General features: G+C 63.3%; 18 protein-coding genes. 12 read left to right on the top strand and 6 right to left on the bottom strand.

Features of this window, described 5'->3' with window-relative positions; translation table 11 throughout:
• Nucleotides 1–60 precede the first annotated feature (60 nt).
• Complete coding sequence (locus tag METH_RS06945; RefSeq protein WP_024089725.1) at nucleotides 61–1,641, bottom strand: bifunctional metallophosphatase/5'-nucleotidase; 1,581 nt, start codon at nucleotides 1,639–1,641, stop codon at nucleotides 61–63.
• Nucleotides 1,642–1,813: 172 nt separating this feature from the next.
• Here METH_RS06945 and METH_RS06940 point away from each other — a divergent pair, with 172 nt between their 5' ends.
• From METH_RS06940 to arsC, 3 genes are read left to right on the top strand one after another with little or no spacing between them, the layout of a single operon-like run.
• Entirely contained in the window at nucleotides 1,814–2,152 is a 339-nt protein-coding gene (locus METH_RS06940) for a DUF952 domain-containing protein (protein WP_024089724.1), read from the top strand.
• Nucleotides 2,149–3,207, top strand: coding sequence for a quinone-dependent dihydroorotate dehydrogenase (locus METH_RS06935; RefSeq protein WP_024089723.1), 1,059 nt, complete (start codon nucleotides 2,149–2,151; stop codon nucleotides 3,205–3,207). Before METH_RS06940 ends, METH_RS06935 begins: the two co-directional genes overlap by 4 nt.
• Entirely contained in the window at nucleotides 3,204–3,545 is a 342-nt protein-coding gene (gene arsC / locus METH_RS06930) for an arsenate reductase (glutaredoxin) (RefSeq protein WP_024089722.1), read from the top strand. The genes METH_RS06935 and arsC overlap by 4 nt, the downstream gene beginning before the upstream one ends.
• 15 nt (nucleotides 3,546–3,560) lie before the next feature.
• Here arsC and METH_RS06925 read toward each other — a convergent pair whose 3' ends face one another.
• The 3 genes from METH_RS06925 to METH_RS06915 are packed head-to-tail and all read right to left on the bottom strand — an operon-like array spanning nucleotide 3,561 to nucleotide 5,824.
• Nucleotides 3,561–4,880, bottom strand: a complete 1,320-nt coding sequence (locus METH_RS06925) for an MATE family efflux transporter (protein ID WP_024089721.1) — start codon at nucleotides 4,878–4,880, stop codon at nucleotides 3,561–3,563.
• 6 nt (nucleotides 4,881–4,886) lie between these two features.
• Nucleotides 4,887–5,405 (bottom strand): PaaI family thioesterase, encoded by a 519-nt coding sequence (locus tag METH_RS06920; protein WP_024089720.1) that lies wholly within the window; start codon nucleotides 5,403–5,405, stop codon nucleotides 4,887–4,889.
• Entirely contained in the window at nucleotides 5,402–5,824 is a 423-nt protein-coding gene (locus METH_RS06915; RefSeq protein WP_024089719.1) for a PaaI family thioesterase, read from the bottom strand. The genes METH_RS06920 and METH_RS06915 overlap by 4 nt, the downstream gene beginning before the upstream one ends.
• Before the next feature lie 125 nt (nucleotides 5,825–5,949).
• Here METH_RS06915 and METH_RS06910 point away from each other — a divergent pair, with 125 nt between their 5' ends.
• The 9 genes from METH_RS06910 (at nucleotide 5,950) to METH_RS06870 (ending at nucleotide 15,274) form a co-directional block, all read left to right on the top strand.
• Nucleotides 5,950–6,318, top strand: a complete 369-nt coding sequence (locus METH_RS06910; protein ID WP_024089718.1) for a MerR family transcriptional regulator — start codon at nucleotides 5,950–5,952, stop codon at nucleotides 6,316–6,318.
• A gap of 422 nt (nucleotides 6,319–6,740) precedes the next feature.
• The gene (locus tag METH_RS06905) at nucleotides 6,741–7,142 is read left to right on the top strand and encodes a MerR family transcriptional regulator (RefSeq protein WP_024089717.1); all 402 of its coding nucleotides are present in this window, start codon (nucleotides 6,741–6,743) and stop codon (nucleotides 7,140–7,142) included.
• 74 nt (nucleotides 7,143–7,216) lie between these two features.
• Entirely contained in the window at nucleotides 7,217–8,998 is a 1,782-nt protein-coding gene (locus METH_RS06900; RefSeq protein ID WP_024089716.1) for an acyl-CoA dehydrogenase C-terminal domain-containing protein, read from the top strand.
• 73 nt (nucleotides 8,999–9,071) lie between these two features.
• Complete coding sequence (locus tag METH_RS06895) at nucleotides 9,072–9,284, top strand: hypothetical protein (RefSeq protein WP_024089715.1); 213 nt, start codon at nucleotides 9,072–9,074, stop codon at nucleotides 9,282–9,284.
• A 28-nt stretch (nucleotides 9,285–9,312) separates the two neighbouring features.
• Complete coding sequence (locus tag METH_RS06890) at nucleotides 9,313–10,461, top strand: acyl-CoA dehydrogenase family protein (RefSeq protein ID WP_024089714.1); 1,149 nt, start codon at nucleotides 9,313–9,315, stop codon at nucleotides 10,459–10,461.
• Nucleotides 10,462–10,736: 275 nt separating this feature from the next.
• Nucleotides 10,737–11,369, top strand: a complete 633-nt coding sequence (locus METH_RS06885; protein WP_024089713.1) for a glutathione S-transferase family protein — start codon at nucleotides 10,737–10,739, stop codon at nucleotides 11,367–11,369.
• Nucleotides 11,370–11,379: 10 nt separating this feature from the next.
• Nucleotides 11,380–12,591 carry an acetyl-CoA C-acetyltransferase gene (locus tag METH_RS06880; RefSeq protein ID WP_024089712.1) on the top strand — a complete coding sequence of 404 codons (1,212 nt, stop codon included), beginning with the start codon at nucleotides 11,380–11,382 and terminating at the stop codon, nucleotides 12,589–12,591.
• Nucleotides 12,591–13,076, top strand: coding sequence for a cupin domain-containing protein (locus METH_RS06875; protein ID WP_024089711.1), 486 nt, complete (start codon nucleotides 12,591–12,593; stop codon nucleotides 13,074–13,076). The genes METH_RS06880 and METH_RS06875 overlap by 1 nt, the downstream gene beginning before the upstream one ends.
• Nucleotides 13,073–15,274 carry a 3-hydroxyacyl-CoA dehydrogenase NAD-binding domain-containing protein gene (locus METH_RS06870; RefSeq protein WP_024089710.1) on the top strand — a complete coding sequence of 734 codons (2,202 nt, stop codon included), beginning with the start codon at nucleotides 13,073–13,075 and terminating at the stop codon, nucleotides 15,272–15,274. The genes METH_RS06875 and METH_RS06870 overlap by 4 nt, the downstream gene beginning before the upstream one ends.
• Nucleotides 15,275–15,358: 84 nt before the next feature.
• Here the strand turns inward: METH_RS06870 and METH_RS06865 are convergent, their stop codons facing one another.
• Together METH_RS06865 and METH_RS06860 are read right to left on the bottom strand one after the other, a co-directional pair.
• Nucleotides 15,359–16,033 carry a Hint domain-containing protein gene (locus METH_RS06865; protein ID WP_024089709.1) on the bottom strand — a complete coding sequence of 225 codons (675 nt, stop codon included), beginning with the start codon at nucleotides 16,031–16,033 and terminating at the stop codon, nucleotides 15,359–15,361.
• 177 nt (nucleotides 16,034–16,210) lie between these two features.
• On the bottom strand, nucleotides 16,211–16,876 hold the full coding sequence (locus tag METH_RS06860) for a sulfotransferase family 2 domain-containing protein (RefSeq protein ID WP_024089708.1): 666 nt from the start codon (nucleotides 16,874–16,876) through the stop codon (nucleotides 16,211–16,213).
• Between the last annotated feature and the right edge of the window lie 63 nt (nucleotides 16,877–16,939).

The following is a 16,939-nucleotide window of genomic DNA, read 5'->3' as shown; positions in this document are numbered from 1 at the left end:
TCCTGCCCCAATGTTTCGCGCGCGAAACATTGGGACCGAAGCGGACCCATTTCAGTTCCTCTATTTCACCTGAGTGATCCGCCCGTCCGTATAAGGGGTATAGGGGCCTTGCGCCGCCAGATATCCTGCCAGCACATCGGCCAGATCCGGACCGAAGTCATAGGCGTTTTTATCGCCGCCCTCGAACATCGCATAGCCGTCACCGCCGTTGCGGACATAGTCATTGGTGACCACAAGGTACGTCTTGGCCGGATCGATCGGCGCAAAGCCCCCGCCCTCTGCCACCATCACTTGGGTGATACGCCCTGCGTTCGGCGCCGCTGAGGCGTCCCAGCTGAAGGTGAGGCCTGCAACCTGCGGAAAGCGGCCCTTGACGTCTTCCACCTGGCTGACCCCGTTCTCCAGCGCTTGCACCAGAGTTTTACCGGTGATCTCAAAGGTCGACAGCGTATTCTGGAACGGCAGAATGGTCAGCACCTCGCCCATGGTGACGGGGCCGGCATCCAGGCTGGCGCGGATCCCGCCGGAATTGGCAATGGCAATTGTCACGCCCTGATCCTGCACGCGGTCCAGCATCGCGTCGGCCACCAGATTGCCCATCTGGCATTCCTGCACCCGGCAGACGTCCCGGCTGCCCTCAACCGGTGCGGCGATTTCCGCCACCACCTTGTTGCGGATCTCATCCAGCGGCTTGGCCAGTTCAGCAATGCGGTCCAAAGTGGCCGTGTCCTCGGCGACGGCTGCATCCATGATCAGCGGCTCGCCCTCGGCACGGATCACGTTGCCCGCGTCGTCAAAGGTCAAGTTCAGCTCCCCCAGAAACTTTCCATAGGCATAGGCCTGCACGATCTGCACCCCGTTCACCACGGTTGGGTACGGCCCCGCCGCCTTATCCGAGATATTGGACAGATAGGTGTTGCTGTGGCCGCCAACGATCACGTCAACGCCGGTGGTTTCCGCCGCGACCCGCTGGTCGACGCCGTAACCGGAATGGCTCAGCACCACGATCTTGGTCACCCCTTTTGCGCTCAGCCGGTCCGCCTCGGCCTGCACAGCTGCCACCGGATCGGAAAATGTGATGTTCCTGCCGGGGCTGGCCAGCTCGTGGGTGTCCTCCGGTGTCAGGCCAATCAGGCCGATCTTTTCGCCGCCGCGCTCGATCACCGTGGATTTTTTCAGCACCTCCGCCAGCGCCGGCTCGGCCGAGACATCGGCATTGGACATCAGCACCGGAAAGCCCACCGCGTCCATGAAGCCGCGCAGCACTTCGGGGCCGTCGTCGAACTCATGATTGCCGACAGTCATGCCGTCATAGCCGAGCTGGTTCATGAACTCGGCCGCGGCCTTGCCCTTGTAATAGGTGTAGAACAGCGAGCCCTGAAACTGGTCGCCGCCATCCACCAGGATCGTGTTCTCTGCCCGCGCACGCGCTTCGGCAATCGCCGTCAGCAGCCGCGCGGTGCCGCCGAAACATTTGCCCTCGGCCTGATCCTCGGCATCGCAGGTGCTGTCGTATTTGCTGATCGGCTCGAACCGGGAATGAAAATCGTTGGTGTGCAGGATGGTCAGCCTGTAGTCTGCCGCCGCCGCGCCGGCGGCCAGGACCAAGGCTGCAACCGATGTGAGAATCCGTGCAATCATTAGGGGCGCTCCCGTGTTCTGTTTTGGAAAGAGCCTGCGCCCAAAGCCTGGCTCCGTCAAAGGGGAAAAGCAGGGCTTGTGCATCTCCTCGCGTCAGCAATCCCGGTGGCGCCGCGCCTTGCGAACGCCAATCCCCCTTGATTCATCCGCAATCGCAGGGCATCAGGCCTGCATGCTGATTTACAAGATTTTCCGGGCGGACGAATGGGCCGCACTGCAGGCCCAGGGCGAAACCCGGGGCGCGCCGATTGATGTGGCAGACGGCTATGTCCATTTTTCCACTGCAACCCAGGCGGCAGAGACCGCGGCCAGGCATTTTGCCGACGCCGAGGGGCTGACCCTGCTGGCCTGTGATGCAGAGGCCATGGGCGATGACCTGAAATGGGAGGTCTCCCGCGGCGGCGCCAGGTTCCCGCATCTGTTCCGCAACATCCGCATGGCGGATGTGGTCTGGGCCAAGCCGCTGCCGCTGGCCGATGGCGTGCATCAGTTCCCGGAGGAAATGGCGTGAAGCTGACCGAGAAACTGGCGCTGGCCGCCATGCACAAGGTTGATCCGGAGACCGCCCATGGCCTGTCCGTCAAGGCGCTGACCCTGGGGCTGGCGCCTGCGCCCGGCCCGGTGACTTCTGCCCGTTTGAAAACCTCTTTGGCGGGGATTGATCTGCCGAACCCCGTCGGCCTCGCGGCGGGCTATGACAAGAACGCCGAGGCATTGACGCCGCTGGCGAAATCCGGTTTCGGCTTCATCGAGGTTGGCGCCGCCACCCCGCGCCCGCAGCCTGGCAACCCCAAGCCGCGCTTATTCCGCCTGACCGAGGACAAAGCCGCGATCAACCGTTTCGGCTTCAACAACGAGGGCATGGAGGCAATCGGCGCCCGGCTGGCGCAGCGTCCGCGGGATGCCGTCATCGGGCTGAATCTTGGCGCCAACAAGGACAGCGAGGATCGCGCCGCGGATTTTGCCAAGGTGCTGGCCCATTGCGGTGCGCATCTGGATTTTGCGACGGTCAATGTGTCCTCCCCCAACACCGAGAAACTGCGCGACTTGCAGGGCAAGGCGGCCCTGTCGGCGCTCTTGGCCGGGGTTGTTGAAACCCGTGACGGCCTGAGCCGCCGGGTGCCGGTGTTCCTGAAGATCGCCCCGGATCTGGACCGCGAGGGGATTGAAGACATCGCTGCCGTCGCCGTTGAAAGCGGCATTGATGCGGTGATCGCCACCAACACCACCCTGTCGCGCGATGGTTTGCAAAGCGTGCACAAAGGCGAGGCCGGCGGGCTGTCCGGAGCGCCTCTGTTTGAGAAATCCACCCGCGTGCTGGCGCAGCTGTCGGAACTGCTGGACGGCAAGGTGCCGCTGGTGGGCGTTGGCGGCATCAGCACAGCCGAGCAGGCCTATGCCAAGATCTGCGCCGGGGCCTGCGCCGTGCAGTTCTATACGGCGATGGTCTATGGCGGGCTGTCGCTGGCCGGTGATATTGCCCGCGGACTGGACGGGTTGCTGGCACGGGACGGATTTGACAACGTCGCGCAGGCGGTTGGAACAAAACGGAAGGATTGGCTGTGATCACCTATTGGCATTATCCCAAATGCTCAAAATCCCGCGCAGGGCTGGCGCTGATCGAAGAACGCGGCGTGCAAGTTCAGACGCGGATTTATCTGGAGGATGCCCCTTCGGTCGAAGAACTGAAGGCCGTGCAGGCCGCGCTTGCCGTCCCGGTGGTGGAAATGATGCGGACCGGTGAAAAGGTGTTCAAGGAGCTGGGCCTTGCGAAGGACAGCCCGGAGGAGGATCTGCTGGCCGCCATGGCCGCGCATCCGATCCTGATCGAGCGCCCGATTGCCATTAAAGGCGGCAAGGCGGTGATCGGCCGCCCGACCGAGGCGATTGAAGCGCTGCTTTAACAGAAGGCGATGGTGTCAGGCGCCGACCTGCGCCTCCAGCCGCGGATAGCGCAGGGCCAGCGTCACACCGCGGGCAATGTTCAGCACCAGCAACGACGCCCACAGGCCGTGGTTGCCAAACGCCGGCACCAGCAGCAGCAGTGCCGCCACATAGGCCGCCACCGATTGCAGCATCGCCCACCGCATGTCGCGGGTCCAGGTGGCGCCGATATAGATGCCGTCGAACATCCAGCTTGCGACGCTCAGCACAGGCATCGCCACGGCCCAGATCAGGAACACCCGCCCTGCCTCGCGGACCTCGGGGGAGGTCGACATCAGGTCGATCAATGCGGGGCCGCCCGCGGCAAAGGCAATGCCCAGCAGCACCGCTCCGCCCACGCCCCATTGCGCAGTGACGATTGACGCGCGGCGCACTCTTTGGCGGGCCTTGGCGCCGATGGCCCCGCCGACCAGCGCCTCGGCTGAGAAGGCAAAGCCGTCCAGCGCAAAGGCGGTGATTTCGACAAACTGCAGCAGGATCTGATTGGCGGCGAGGTTCACGTCGCCGACGCCGGAACCGATGAACAGAAAGGTGGTGAATGAACCGGTCAGCAGCACCGAGCGCACCATGATGTCGCCGTTGACCTGCAGCATCCGTTTCAGCCGCGCCGGATCGAACACCCGTGCCCAGTCACGCCATTGATCGCCGGCAAAGGCATCGCGGCACAGGTATAGCCCCAGCACCAGCCCGGTCCATTCGGCAATCAGCGTGGCGATGGCAACACCTTCGACACCCCAGCCGAGGACTAGCACGAACCACAGGTCCAGGACGATGTTCAGACCATTCATCCAGACCTGCAGCAGGAACACGCCGCGGGTGCGCTCCACCGCGATCAGCCATCCGGTGACGGCATAGAGCGCAATTGTGGCAGGCGCGCCCCAGATGCGGATTTCCAGGTAGTCACGGGCCAGGCTTTCGACCTCGGCACTGGCCGGGGCAAGTGCGAAGGCGCCCCAGAATACTGCGGCTTGGGCAATGATGAACAGGGTTCCCGCGGCAAAGGCCAGAAGCAGCCCGCGCATCAGGAGCGCGCCTGTCTCGGCCCAGTCCCCGGCGCCGCGCGCCTGTGCCGCCAGCCCGGTGGTGCCCATCCGCAGGAAGCCGAAGAGCCAGTAGATCGTCGCCAGGATCACCGCGCCGATGCCAACGGCGCCAATGGGTGCGGCCTCGCCCATCTGGCCGACCACGCCGGTGTCCACCGCGCCCAGGATCGGCACCGTCGCATTCGACAGCACAATCGGCAAAGCGATCGTCAGCACCCGTTTATGGGTGATTTCGGTGGGCCCGCCGGTCATCGCGTGTCAGCCTTCGCCGTTCTGGTCCTGCGGCATCAGGAAATGGCCGGTGGCCTGGGCAAACAGCTTGTCTTTGTGGTCCTGCCAGGCCTCCACATGCACCGAGGCATAGCGGCGGCCCGAGCGGTTCACCCGCGCCCGCGCATAGGCGTCGCGCGGCAGGCCGGAGCGCAGGTAGTCGACGGTAAAGTCGATGGTCTTGGGCTGGCGCGGCAGATTGCCCTTGGCCATTTCCGCCGGGTCCAGATCGCCGGATTCGATACGCTGCCAGAGATGCGACCAGTTGAGGGTGATCATCGCGGTGATTTCCAGGAAGGCCGCGGTGACGCCGCCGTGGATCGCGGGCAGGAACGGGTTGCCGATCAGCTTGTCGTCGAAATTCAGCTGCGCGGTCAGCTCATCGCCGCGGCGTTCGAAAGTGACGTTCAGGAAGCGGATGTAGGGCACCGAATCCACCAGCGCCGAGAGGGCTGCATCGCGGCGCTGCTTGACCACCTGGATGGGTTCAGGACGGGGGCGGCTCAAAACTTTTTCTCCACGGTGAAGGCGCCGGAGGCTGTGGCGACGGGGCGGTCTGTATCCTCGTCCATCGCGACCGCGCGGACAAAGGCAACGCTGCGGGTGATCTGATGGCAGGTGGCGCGGGTGGTGATCGTCTGGCCCGGAGACGCCGGGCGCATGTAGTCGATGCGCAGATCGATGGTGGCGGTGCCGCCGGGGGCCGAGGGGTGGCTCATCACCGCTGCGCCGCAGCAAGTGTCCATCAGCGCTGAAACTGCGCCGCCATGGATGACACCGGTTGCCGGATCGCCGACCAGCTTCTCGTCGTAAGCCATGCGGATTTCGGCAGTGCCGTCGCCGATCTCTGTCAGCTTCATGCCCAGTTGCTTGGCATGGGGGATGGCTTCGATGAACTGGCGCGCGAGGTCGGTCTTGTCGGCCATGGTGCTGTCCCTTTGAAATGTCTCCCCCCATCTTTGGCCCCGGCCCGGAAAAAGCGCAAGTGTGCCGCCGCGGTGGTTGCACTGTTCGCTGCAAGTGCATAGGTTCCCGGCAAGGGAGATGGCGGATGACCGACAACAGATTGTCATTCAAGGAAATGTGCGCCGAGTTCGAGGTCACACCGCGGACGCTGCGCTATTATGAATACATCGAATTGCTGCATCCCGACCGCGAAGGCCGGTCGCGATTTTATGGTGCGCGGGAGCGGGCGCGGATGAAGCTGATCCTGCGCGGACGCAAGTTCGGCTTCCAGCTGGAAGAAATACGCCAATGGCTGCTGATCTATGAAAAAGAGGGCAACGACGCCCAAAACCGTGCATTCATGGAAATGGCCGACCGCCAGCTTTTGGAGCTGGACAAGCAGCGCGAGCAGATCAATGAGGCCATTGAAGAGCTGAGCGAACTGCGTGAAAGCACCCGGGCCCTGGTGAAGTAAGCCTGCTCCCCGCCTTTCCAAGACCAATCCCGGATCCGCCCTGTGTCAATCAGCCGGGCAAGCGCCTCCCGCGGGGTGGCGCCGGACGCGCGCGTTTTCCACTTCATTCCGGCCAACAAACCCGGCTTCTTGAATTTGCTGGCGCGTCGCCGAAACGCCAGCCGATTGGCAAGCGCTGGCGCGGCGGTTTCGCCTTAAGTCCGGACTGTTGGGTTCTGCCATAGCCGCGCCTTGGATACGCTTCGGCCCCGGTCTGCGCGCCCTCCAAGTCAAAACGTTGCGTCATTTTTTGTTCGTTTTGCGAACCATTCACGCCCCGGAAAATGACGTAACGTATAACTTACGTAAACGTAAAGTCAGTCTTGATCGAAAACCCGGCTGCGGCCAGCTTGGTCCTGCACCAAGCCGTAAGAGTGACGATGATGACAGAGAAAACCATGACCATCCGCGAGATGTGCGAGGCTTATGACGTAACTCCCCGCACGCTCCGGTTCTACGAAGCCAAGGAACTGCTGTTCCCGATCCGCGACGGCCAGAAGCGGCTGTTCACCAAACGCGACCGCGCCCGGCTGAAGCTGATCCTGCGCGGCAAACGGTTCGGGTTCAGCCTGGAGGAAATCCGCCAGCTGCTGGATCTGTACCATGTCGGCGACCAGCAGGTGACCCAGCTGACCAAGACCTATGAGGTCGGCCGCGAGCGGCTTGCCGATATGGAGCGCCAGCGCGAAGAGCTGACCGAGGCGATCGAGGACCTGAAAGACCAGCTGGCCTGGGGCGAAAAGATGATCGCCTCGATGCGGGCCAAGCAGGAGGCCGCCGAATAGGCAGCCGCCCCGCCCTATCCCGCCGGCCTGCCCGGCATCGACCCCAAGCAACAAGCCCCCCGAAGAGGACCGCAATGCCTTCCTATACAGCCCCCGCAAAAGACGCCCAGTTTATCCTGCATGACGTATTGAAGGTGTCCGGCAGCGACATCCCCGGATACAGCGAACTGGAGCCGGAGTTCACCGGCGCGGTGCTGGAGGAAGCTGGCAAGATCGCCAGTGCGGTTCTGCACCCGCTGAACGTGGTGGGCGATGCAGAGGGCTGCCGCCTGGAAAACGGCGTGGTCTACACCCCCAAGGGGTTCAAGGAGGCCTTTGAACAGGTCAAGCAGGGCGGCTGGACCGGGCTGGACATGCCGGAGGAGTTCGGCGGCCAGAACATGCCGTATGTCATGGGCACCGCAGTGGGCGAGTTCTTCTCGTCCGCAAACCAGGCCTTCACCATGTACCAGGGGCTGACCCACGGGGCTGCTTCGGCGATCCTGGCGCATGGCACCGATCAGCAGAAGGCCACCTATCTGCCCAAGATGGTCAGCTGCCAATGGACCGGCACCATGAATCTGACCGAACCGCATTGCGGCACCGACCTGGGCCTGATGCGCACCAAGGCGGAACCGCTGGGCGATGGCAGCTATAAGATCTCGGGGCAGAAGATCTTCATCTCGTCCGGCGACCATGACATGGCGGAAAACGTGGTGCATCTGGTGCTGGCCAAGATCCCCGGCGGCCCCGAGGGCATCAAGGGTGTCAGCCTGTTCATCGTGCCCAAATTCATTGTCAGCGCGGATGGCACCCCGGGCGAACGCAACGGCGTCTCGGTCGGCAAGATCGAGGAGAAGATGGGCATCCACGGCAATTCAACCTGCGTGATGGATTATGACGGCGCCACCGGCTGGCTTCTGGGCGAAGAGCACAAGGGCATGCGCGCCATGTTCACCATGATGAACGAGGCCCGTCTGGGCGTCGGCATGCAGGGTTTGGCGCAGGCCGAGGCCGCCTATCAGAACGCCGTCGAATATGCCAAGGACCGGCTGCAGGGCCGCGCCGTGACCGGCGCCGAAAACCCGGACGGGCCCGCCGATCCGCTGATCGTGCATCCGGACATCCGCCGCTCGCTGATGGACCAGAAAAGCTTTGCCGAAGGGGCGCGCGCGTTCCTGCTGTGGGGCGCCACCCTGATCGACCAGGCGCACCGCGCAGGCGACAAGGACGCCGACGGGCTGATCTCGCTGATGACGCCGGTGATCAAGGGCTTCCTGACCGATCAGGGCTACGACATGACCGTGCAGGCGCAGCAGGTCTATGGCGGCCATGGCTACATCGAGGAATGGGGCATGTCGCAATACACCCGCGACGCCCGCATCGCGATGATCTACGAGGGTGCCAACGGCGTGCAGGCGCTGGACCTGGTGGGCCGCAAGCTGGGCCAGCACGGCGGCAAATATGTTCTGGCGTTCTTCGACCTGGTGAAGACCTTCTGCCAGGAAAATAAGGATGTTTCAGAGACTTTCGGCAAAGACTTCATCGATCCGCTGAAGGCGGCCTCCAAGGATCTGCAGGCGGCCGGTATGTATTTCATGCAAAAAGGCATGAAGGATCCCAACCACGCGCTGGCCGGGTCTTATGACTTTATGCATCTGTTCGGACAGGTTTGCCTGGGCCTGATGTGGGCTAAGATGGGCAAGGCCGCGCAGGAAGCGCTTGACGCGGGGTCCGATGACGCGGCGTTCTATGAGACGAAACTCGCAACCGGCCGGTACTATATGGCACGGCGGCTGCCCGCGACCAAACTGCACCTGGCCCGCATCGAAAGCGGAGCGGATCCGGTGATGGCGCTGGACGCGGACGCCTTTTGATGCCTTTCGGGCGCCCCTGTCCGGGGCGTCCATCCAGCCCCGGCCGGTGCTTTGACATGCAAAGGACCACATGATGCCGAAACGTTTCCGCCTGACCCGCCGCTTCCCGGTTGCAATGACCGAGGACGGCTACCGCAAGCTCAGGAAGTTTGCCCAGGAGGCGGGGCTCGATGAAGGCGAAGCGCTGTCATTCCTGTTCGAAAATTTCGACAGCGTGACGGACTATGAAAACCTGAGCCACCGGCTGCGGCTGTTCAATGCCGAGCTGGAGGCCCGCAAGAGATAAGGCCCGGGAAACGGCCAAAGGGAGAAAGATGACCGAGACGCGCTCCGCATGGATGACGGATGAGCATCGGATGCTCAGCCAGATGACGGCCCAGTTCATCACCAATGAATGGGCGCCCAAGTTTGAAACCTGGCGCAAGCAGGGCATGATGGACCGGGAGACCTGGACCCAGGCGGGCGGCCTTGGCCTGCTCTGCCCCTCCATCCCCGAAGCCTATGGCGGTGCCGGCGGCGACTTCGGCCATGAAGCCGTGATCCTGATGGAAGGCAGCCGCGCCAATCTGGCCAGCTGGGGCCAAGGCATTCATTCCGGCATCGTTGGCCATTACATCCTGGCCTATGGCACCGAAGAGCAGAAGCAGCGCTGGCTGCCCAGGATGGTGACCGGAGAGCTGGTCGGGGCGCTGGCAATGACCGAACCCTCCACCGGCTCGGATGTGCAGGCAATCAAGACCAAGGCGGTCAAGGATGGCAATGCTTACCGGTTGTCGGGGCAGAAGACCTTTATCACCAATGGCCAGCACGCCAATCTGATCCTGGTTGCTGCCAAGACCGACCCCGCGGCGGGCGCCAAGGGAGTCTCTCTGGTGGCAGTGGAGACCGACGGCGCCGCAGGCTTCAGCCGCGGCCGCAACCTCGACAAGATCGGCTGCCATGCGGCGGACACGTCCGAGCTGTTTTTTGACAATGTGGAAATCCCGCCCGAGAACATTCTGGGCGGCGGCGAGGGCCAGGGCTTTTACCAGATGATGCAGCAGCTGCCGCAGGAGCGCCTGATCATCGCCTGCGGCGCGGTCGGCGCGATGGAAGGCGCGGTGGACCGAACCATCGCCTATTGCAAGGAACGCGAGGCGTTCGGCGGCCCGATCCTGCAGTTTCAGAACACCCGTTTCAAGCTGGCGGAATGCCTGACCAAGACCAAGGTTGCGCGCGCCTTCCTTGACGAGTGTATCGCCGATCACTTGCAAGGGCAGCTGAGCGTCGAGAAAGCGGCCATGGCGAAATACTGGATCACCGATACCCAGGGCGAGGTGCTGGACGAGTGCCTGCAACTCTTCGGCGGCTATGGCTACATGCAGGAATACGCTGTGGGCGAGATGTGGGCTGATGCCCGGGTGCAGCGGATCTATGGCGGCACCAATGAGATCATGAAGGAGCTGATTGCGCGCAGTCTATGACCCCGCAATCCGAGGGATTTGGCGCAGATGCCGGAATTTGAGTATTTGGGGAAAGTTGAAGGCAGCGGCGCGCCCTTGCCCCCAAGCCTTCGCCGAATGGGCAGAGGCGTCTTCATCTTTCACGGCCATCGGCTCTCCAGCCTGTACCGCACCTTCAGGGTATCACGCGGCAGACCCCGGCGGGGTAACGCTGCATCATCTTTGCGAAAATACTCCACGCGCGCGGGGGTGTGCCCCCCCCCCCCCGCGCCAACAGTAAAAACAGGGAACAGCAGATGACAATTGAACTGCATTGCTTTGGCGAAAGCGGAAACTCCTACAAGGCAGCGCTGGCGCTGGAACTCTCGGGTCTTCCCTGGGAGCCGGTGTTCGTCGATTTCTTCGGCGGTGCTGCGCGCACCGATGACTTCCGGGGCTTCAATCCGATGGCCGAAGCGCCGGTGCTGGTGGACGGCGATGTGACGCTCAGCCAGTCGGGCGCCATCCAGCAGTATATCACCGACAAGACCGGCAAGTTCGGCGGCCGCCCGGAGGACAAGTACGAGGTGCTGCGCTGGGTGCTTTGGGACAATCACAAGATGTCCAGCCAGGCCGGCATGACCCGTTTCCTGATCAACTTCCTGCCGGAAAAGCACCGGCCGCCGGAAGTGATCGCCTTCATGCAAGGCCGCCTGAAGGCTGCCTATCAGACGCTGGAGTCCCACCTGGAAGGCCGCGATTGGCTGGTAGGCGACGGGCTGACCAACGCCGATATCAGCTGCTGCAGCTACCTCTACTACCCCGAGCCCTTCGGCTTTGACCGCGCCGCTTGGCCCCATATCGACGCCTGGCTTAGCCGCATCAGCGCGGTGCCCGGCTGGAAACACCCCTATGACCTGATGCCCGGCAGACCGTCGGACCGGACTTGAGGAGACAATTATGACTGAAGCTTATATCTATGACGCCCTGCGCACGCCGCGCGGCAAGGGCCGCAAGGATGGCGCCCTGCACGAGGTGACCTCCGTGCGGCTCAGCGCCCTGACGCTGAACGCGCTCAAGGAGCGCAACAACCTCGAAGGCCATGCGGTCGAGGACGTGATCTGGGGCAATGTCACCCAGGTGAAAGAGCAAGGCGGCTGCCTGGCCCGCTCCGCTGTTCTTGCCTCGGATCTGGACGAACGTATTCCCGGCCTCGCTATCAACCGCTTCTGCGCATCTGGCATGGAGGCCGTGAACCTGGCCGCGAACCAGGTGAAGGGCGGCGCCGGTGATGGCTATATCGCAGGCGGTGTCGAGATGATGGGCCGGGTGGCGATGGGCAGCGACGGCGCCGCAATTGCGGTCGACCCGACCCTGGCAATGGACACCTATTTCGTGCCGCAGGGCATCTCGGCCGATATCATCGCCACCGAATACGGCTTTACCCGCGACCAGGCCGACGCGCTGGCGATGGAGAGCCAGCGCCGCGCCGCCAAGGCCTGGGAAGAGAAGCGGTTCGACAAATCCATCATCACCGTGCGCGACCAGAACGGGCTGGCGATCCTGGATCATGACGAATACATGCGTCCCGGCACCGACATGCAGGCGCTGGGATCGCTGAACCCCGCCTTCCAGATGATGGGCGAGCAGATGCCCGGCTTTGACAAGGTGGCGATGCTGAAATACCCGCATCTGGAGCGGATCAATCATATCCACCATGCGGGCAACTCCTCAGGCATCGTGGACGGTGCTGCGGCGCTGCTGATCGGCAACAAGGAATTCGGCGACAAGCACGGGCTGAAACCGCGCGCGCGCATCAAAGCAACCGCCAAGATCGGCACCGACCCCACCATCATGCTGACCGGCCCGGTTCCGGTGACCGAGAAGATCCTGGCCGACAGTGGCATGACGATCGGCGATCTGGATCTGTTCGAGGTGAACGAGGCCTTTGCGAGCGTGGTGCTGCGCTTTCAGCAGGCGTTTGATGTGGACCCGGAGCTGGTCAACGTCAATGGCGGCTCCATCGCCATGGGGCATCCGCTGGGTGCTACCGGCGCGATCATCATCGGCACCCTGCTGGATGAACTGGAACGCCAGGACAAAGAATGCGGCCTGGCGACGCTGTGCATTGCATCCGGCATGGGTGCTGCCACCATCATCGAGCGCGTCTGATGCCAAAGCTGGACCTTTCCCGACTGCCCTGGCGCACCGGATCGGGCTACCCCGGCAAGCTGGCTGCGGCGGGCGACGGGCGCAGCGTGCAGCCGCTTGGCGATCCCGGCGGCCTGACCCAGTACGGCGTCAACATCGTGCGGCTGGAGCCCGGCGCGATGTCTTCCTTGCGACATTACCACATGGAGCAGGACGAATTCGTGATGGTGACCGAGGGCACCTGCACCCTGATCGACGATCAGGGTGCGCATGAGATGCTGCCGGGCGACTGCGCCAGCTTTCCGGCGGGGGATGAGAACGGGCACCATCTGGTGAACCGATCGGACAAGCCTGCCGCCTTTCTGGTGGTCGGCACCCGCACCCCGGCAGAGACCGCTTTTTACAGCGATTTGGACATGATGGTGAAAATTGCCGAAGGGCAGTTCAATTTCACCCGCAAGGACGGCAGCCCGCTGACGGCTGACCAGACCGGAGAAAACACATGAGCGATTTCAAATACGACGTGGACGCGGACGGCGTCGCAATCATCACCTGGGACGCGATCGGCAAGTCGATGAACGTCCTTACCCGCGAGGCCTTTGGCCTAGTGGAGGAATATGTTGACCGGGCGCTGGAAGACGACGCGGTGAAGGGTATCGTGATCACGTCGGGCAAGAAGGATTTTGCTGGCGGCATGGACCTGAATGTGCTGGCCACCATCCGCGAAGAATCGGGTGAGAACCCGGCCCAGGGCCTGTTCGACTTCACCATGGGCGGCCACCGGATCCTGCGCAAACTTGAGCTCGCAGGCATGGACCCGAAAACCAAGAAGGGCGGCAAGCCGGTGGCCTGCGCCATCAACGGCACCTGCGCCGGCATCGGCACTGAGATTGCCCTCGCCTGCCATCACCGGGTGATGACCGACAACCCCAAGGCCAAGGTCGGCCTGCCGGAGATCATGATCGGCATCTTCCCCGGCGGCGGCGGCACCACGCGCTATTCGCGTATGGTGGGCGCAATGGCGGCGGCGCCGGTGCTGCTCGAAGGCAAGATGCTGGACCCGAAGAAAGCCAAGGGCGCCCAGTTGATCGACGCTGTGGCCGAGGATCCGCTGGCGGCGGCCAAGGAGTGGGTGCTGAATGCCAAACCTGCCGATCTGGTGAAACCCTGGGACGCCAAGGGCTATAAAATGCCGGGCGGCGCACCCTATCATCCGGCCGGCTTCATGACCTTTGTCGGCGCCTCGGCGATGATCAACGGCAAGACCCAGGGCGCCTTCCCGGCGGCGCAGGCGCTGCTCAGCTCGATCTATGAAGGCGCGCTGGTTGATTTCGACACCGCGCTGAAAATCGAAGCCCGCTGGTTCACCCATGTGCTGATGAACCCCTCCTCCTCGGCCATGATCCGCAGCCTGTTCCTGAACAAGCAGGCGCTGGAAAAAGGGGCGGTGCGGCCCAAGGACGTGCCGGCCCAGACGGTCAGGAAAGTTGGCGTTCTGGGCGCGGGCATGATGGGCGCAGGGATAGCGCTGGTCTCCGCCCAGGCGGGCATGGAGGTGGTCTTGATCGACCGCGACCAGGAAGCTGCCGACAAGGGCAAGGCCTATTCCGCCGGCTACATGGACAAGGGCATCAAGCGCGGCAAGGCGACCGAGGAGAAGAAAGCGGCGCTGCTGGCGCAGATCACCGCGACCCCGGATCTGGACGCGCTGAAAGGCTGCGACCTGATCATCGAGGCGGTGTTCGAGGACCCGGGCGTCAAGGCCGAGATGACCCAAAAGGTCGAGGCGATCATCCCTGAGGATTGCATCTTTGCCTCCAACACCTCGACCCTGCCGATCTCGGAGCTGGCCAAGGCGTCGAAGCGGGCGGATCAGTTCATCGGCATCCACTTCTTCTCGCCGGTCGAGAAGATGCTGCTGGTGGAGATCATCAAGGGCCGCGAAACCGGCGACCGCGCGGTGGCCAAGGCGCTGGACTATGTGCGTCAGATCCGCAAAACGCCGATTGTGGTTAATGACGCGCGCTTCTTCTACGCCAACCGCTGCATCATCCCCTATATCAACGAAGGGGTGCGGATGATTGCCGAGGGCGTCAGCCCCGTGCTGATCGACAATGCCGCGCGGCAGCTGGGCTTCCCGGTGGGGCCGATCCAGCTGACCGATGAGACCTCGATCGACCTGGGGGCCAAGATCGCGCGGGCAACCAAGGCGGCAATGGGCGACGCCTATCCGGAAAGCCCCTCCGATGACCTGATTTTCTGGATGGAGGAGCAGGGCCGCTTGGGGCGCAAGGCCAACGCCGGCTTCTTCGACTATGACGAGAAAGGCAAGCGCGTCGAGTACTGGAAGGGCCTGCAGGAGAAATACCCGCAAGCCGCTGAGCAGCCTGATCTGATTGAAGTGCAGGAACGGCTGATGTTCGCCCAGGTGCTGGAAGCGGTGCGCGCGCTGGAGGAAGGTGTTCTGGAAGACATCCGGGAAGGCGACGTGGGCGCGGTTCTTGCTTGGGGCTTTGCCCCCTGGTCCGGCGGCCCGTTCAGCTGGCTGGATATCATCGGCACGCCCTATGCGGCCGAACGCTGCGATCAGCTGGCCGGACAGCATGGCGATCGTTTCGCCTGCCCGGAACTGCTGCGCGACATGGCGAACAAGGGCCAAAGCTTCTATGGCCGGTTCGACCCGGAGAAATCCGCGGCCGCCTAAGCGCAGGCATAAAACAAAAAAGGCCGGCGCCCGCACGCCGGCTTTTTCCAATCCCGGTCAAATGGTTGGACCCCGCAGCTGAAGCTACATTCTGACCGCAGGCTGCGCTGCGCCGGCGGTGGCGCCTGCCGGGCAGTACTCTTCTTCGGCTATCATCGACAGCACCAGGCCGCGCGCCTCATCCGGCGGCAGCACCCTGTAGGCGCTTTCCCCGGTCAAGAGGCGCCCGCACATCAAATTGACCGGAGCTGCGGAGAACCCCAGCATTCCGGCCTCCAGATAAATCACCTGATCCTGGGCAAACCGTAGTGTGACCAGCTCCATCTGCGCGCCGGGATGCATCCGGCGGATACCGCGGTAGCCCTCCAGCGCGGCGGCAGGCACGACCGCAAACGGATCGCCCTGAACATCTTCCACCAGATCGCTCTCAAGCAGCACGCCCTGATCCGGCATCAGCCACAGCGGCACCCGGTTCATCAGCGCATCACGCGGCACCAGCAGCGGACAGCGGGCCGGGTCAAGTTCCCCGTCGCCCGGAACGATGATTTCGCGCTGCGGCTCCACAACCGTCTGCATCCCATGATCGAATGTCAGCACCTTGTCGCCTGCAGTCAGCGCCTCGACCGGGCGCCAGCCCAGGTTCGACGCAACATGGGTGCCGACCAGAAACCCGCCCTGCCCGACTGAGGCCAGAGGAAAACCGCTGCTCAACGGCTGTCCCAGCGGGGCTTGCGAGCGTTTCAGGAGCCAATCCAGCATCCGACTTCCTTTCCTGCAGCCAAGGCAGTTCCGCCCGGGCCATTCCGGTTATTCCCGTCATCCCCGGTGCTGTCAGCCCGGCAATGCGGCAACGACCGCTCAATGTTCACTTCCAAGCGCCAACTGCCTGCCCAGGCCGGTCCGGCCCCGCGCTGGCAGCCGCAGCACTGTTACCTGTCATTGGAGTAACGGAGATTCGTTAAAAGAGTATTCAAATTGCCCGATATCTGCGGCACAGGCCCCGGCAATGGCTTCGGCGGCGGCATCGTCATAGTAGCCCCGCCAGTCCCGCTGCCGGCCGCTTTCATTGACCCGCGGCAGATCGAGGGAAAAACCGAGATGGTCGAACAACGGCCGGGCATCCTCCTGGAAATGCTCCAGCCGGATATAGAGCTGGCATTGCTCGGCCCCATCCGCACGGCGCATGTAAGACACCGCGGGGCTGCCCTGAAACGCGCTTACAATCTGCGGATGCTGCACAAAGGCGCGGAACTCCAGGGTTTGCGCCAGCTGGACCGCCGGATGGCTGAAGCGCTGTTCCTGCAGCCAGTGGTAATAGCTGACCGCCCGGTCCCAGGGGTTGCGCACCAGGGTGAACGCAAACAGCGACCGCAGAGTTTCTTTTGGCACCAGCCCGTCGATATCGGCAAGGGCGGAGTGTTTCCACAGCCGCCCGCGGGTCTGGGCGTCCTTCAGACGGCGGCGGCGCTTCAGCGCCTTGGGCGTATCCCCCAGCATCATGTCATCCGCCATGGCACGCGCCTCAAGCGCCAGGGCCAGCGCTGTGCCGCCGGTCTTGGGGATATGGATAAAGACGTATTTGCGGCCCGGCGACAGGATCATAGCCTGACCCTAGGCAATTGCTCCAAAGATGGAAACGCCGGAAATGCACCTGGCCCCGCCGGG

The sequence above is a fragment of the Leisingera methylohalidivorans DSM 14336 genome (assembly GCF_000511355.1).
GTDB classification, from domain to species: Bacteria; Pseudomonadota; Alphaproteobacteria; order Rhodobacterales; family Rhodobacteraceae; genus Leisingera; species Leisingera methylohalidivorans.
Note: the sequence above shows the minus strand (reverse complement) of the source record. Positions and strands in the feature narration are given on the sequence as shown.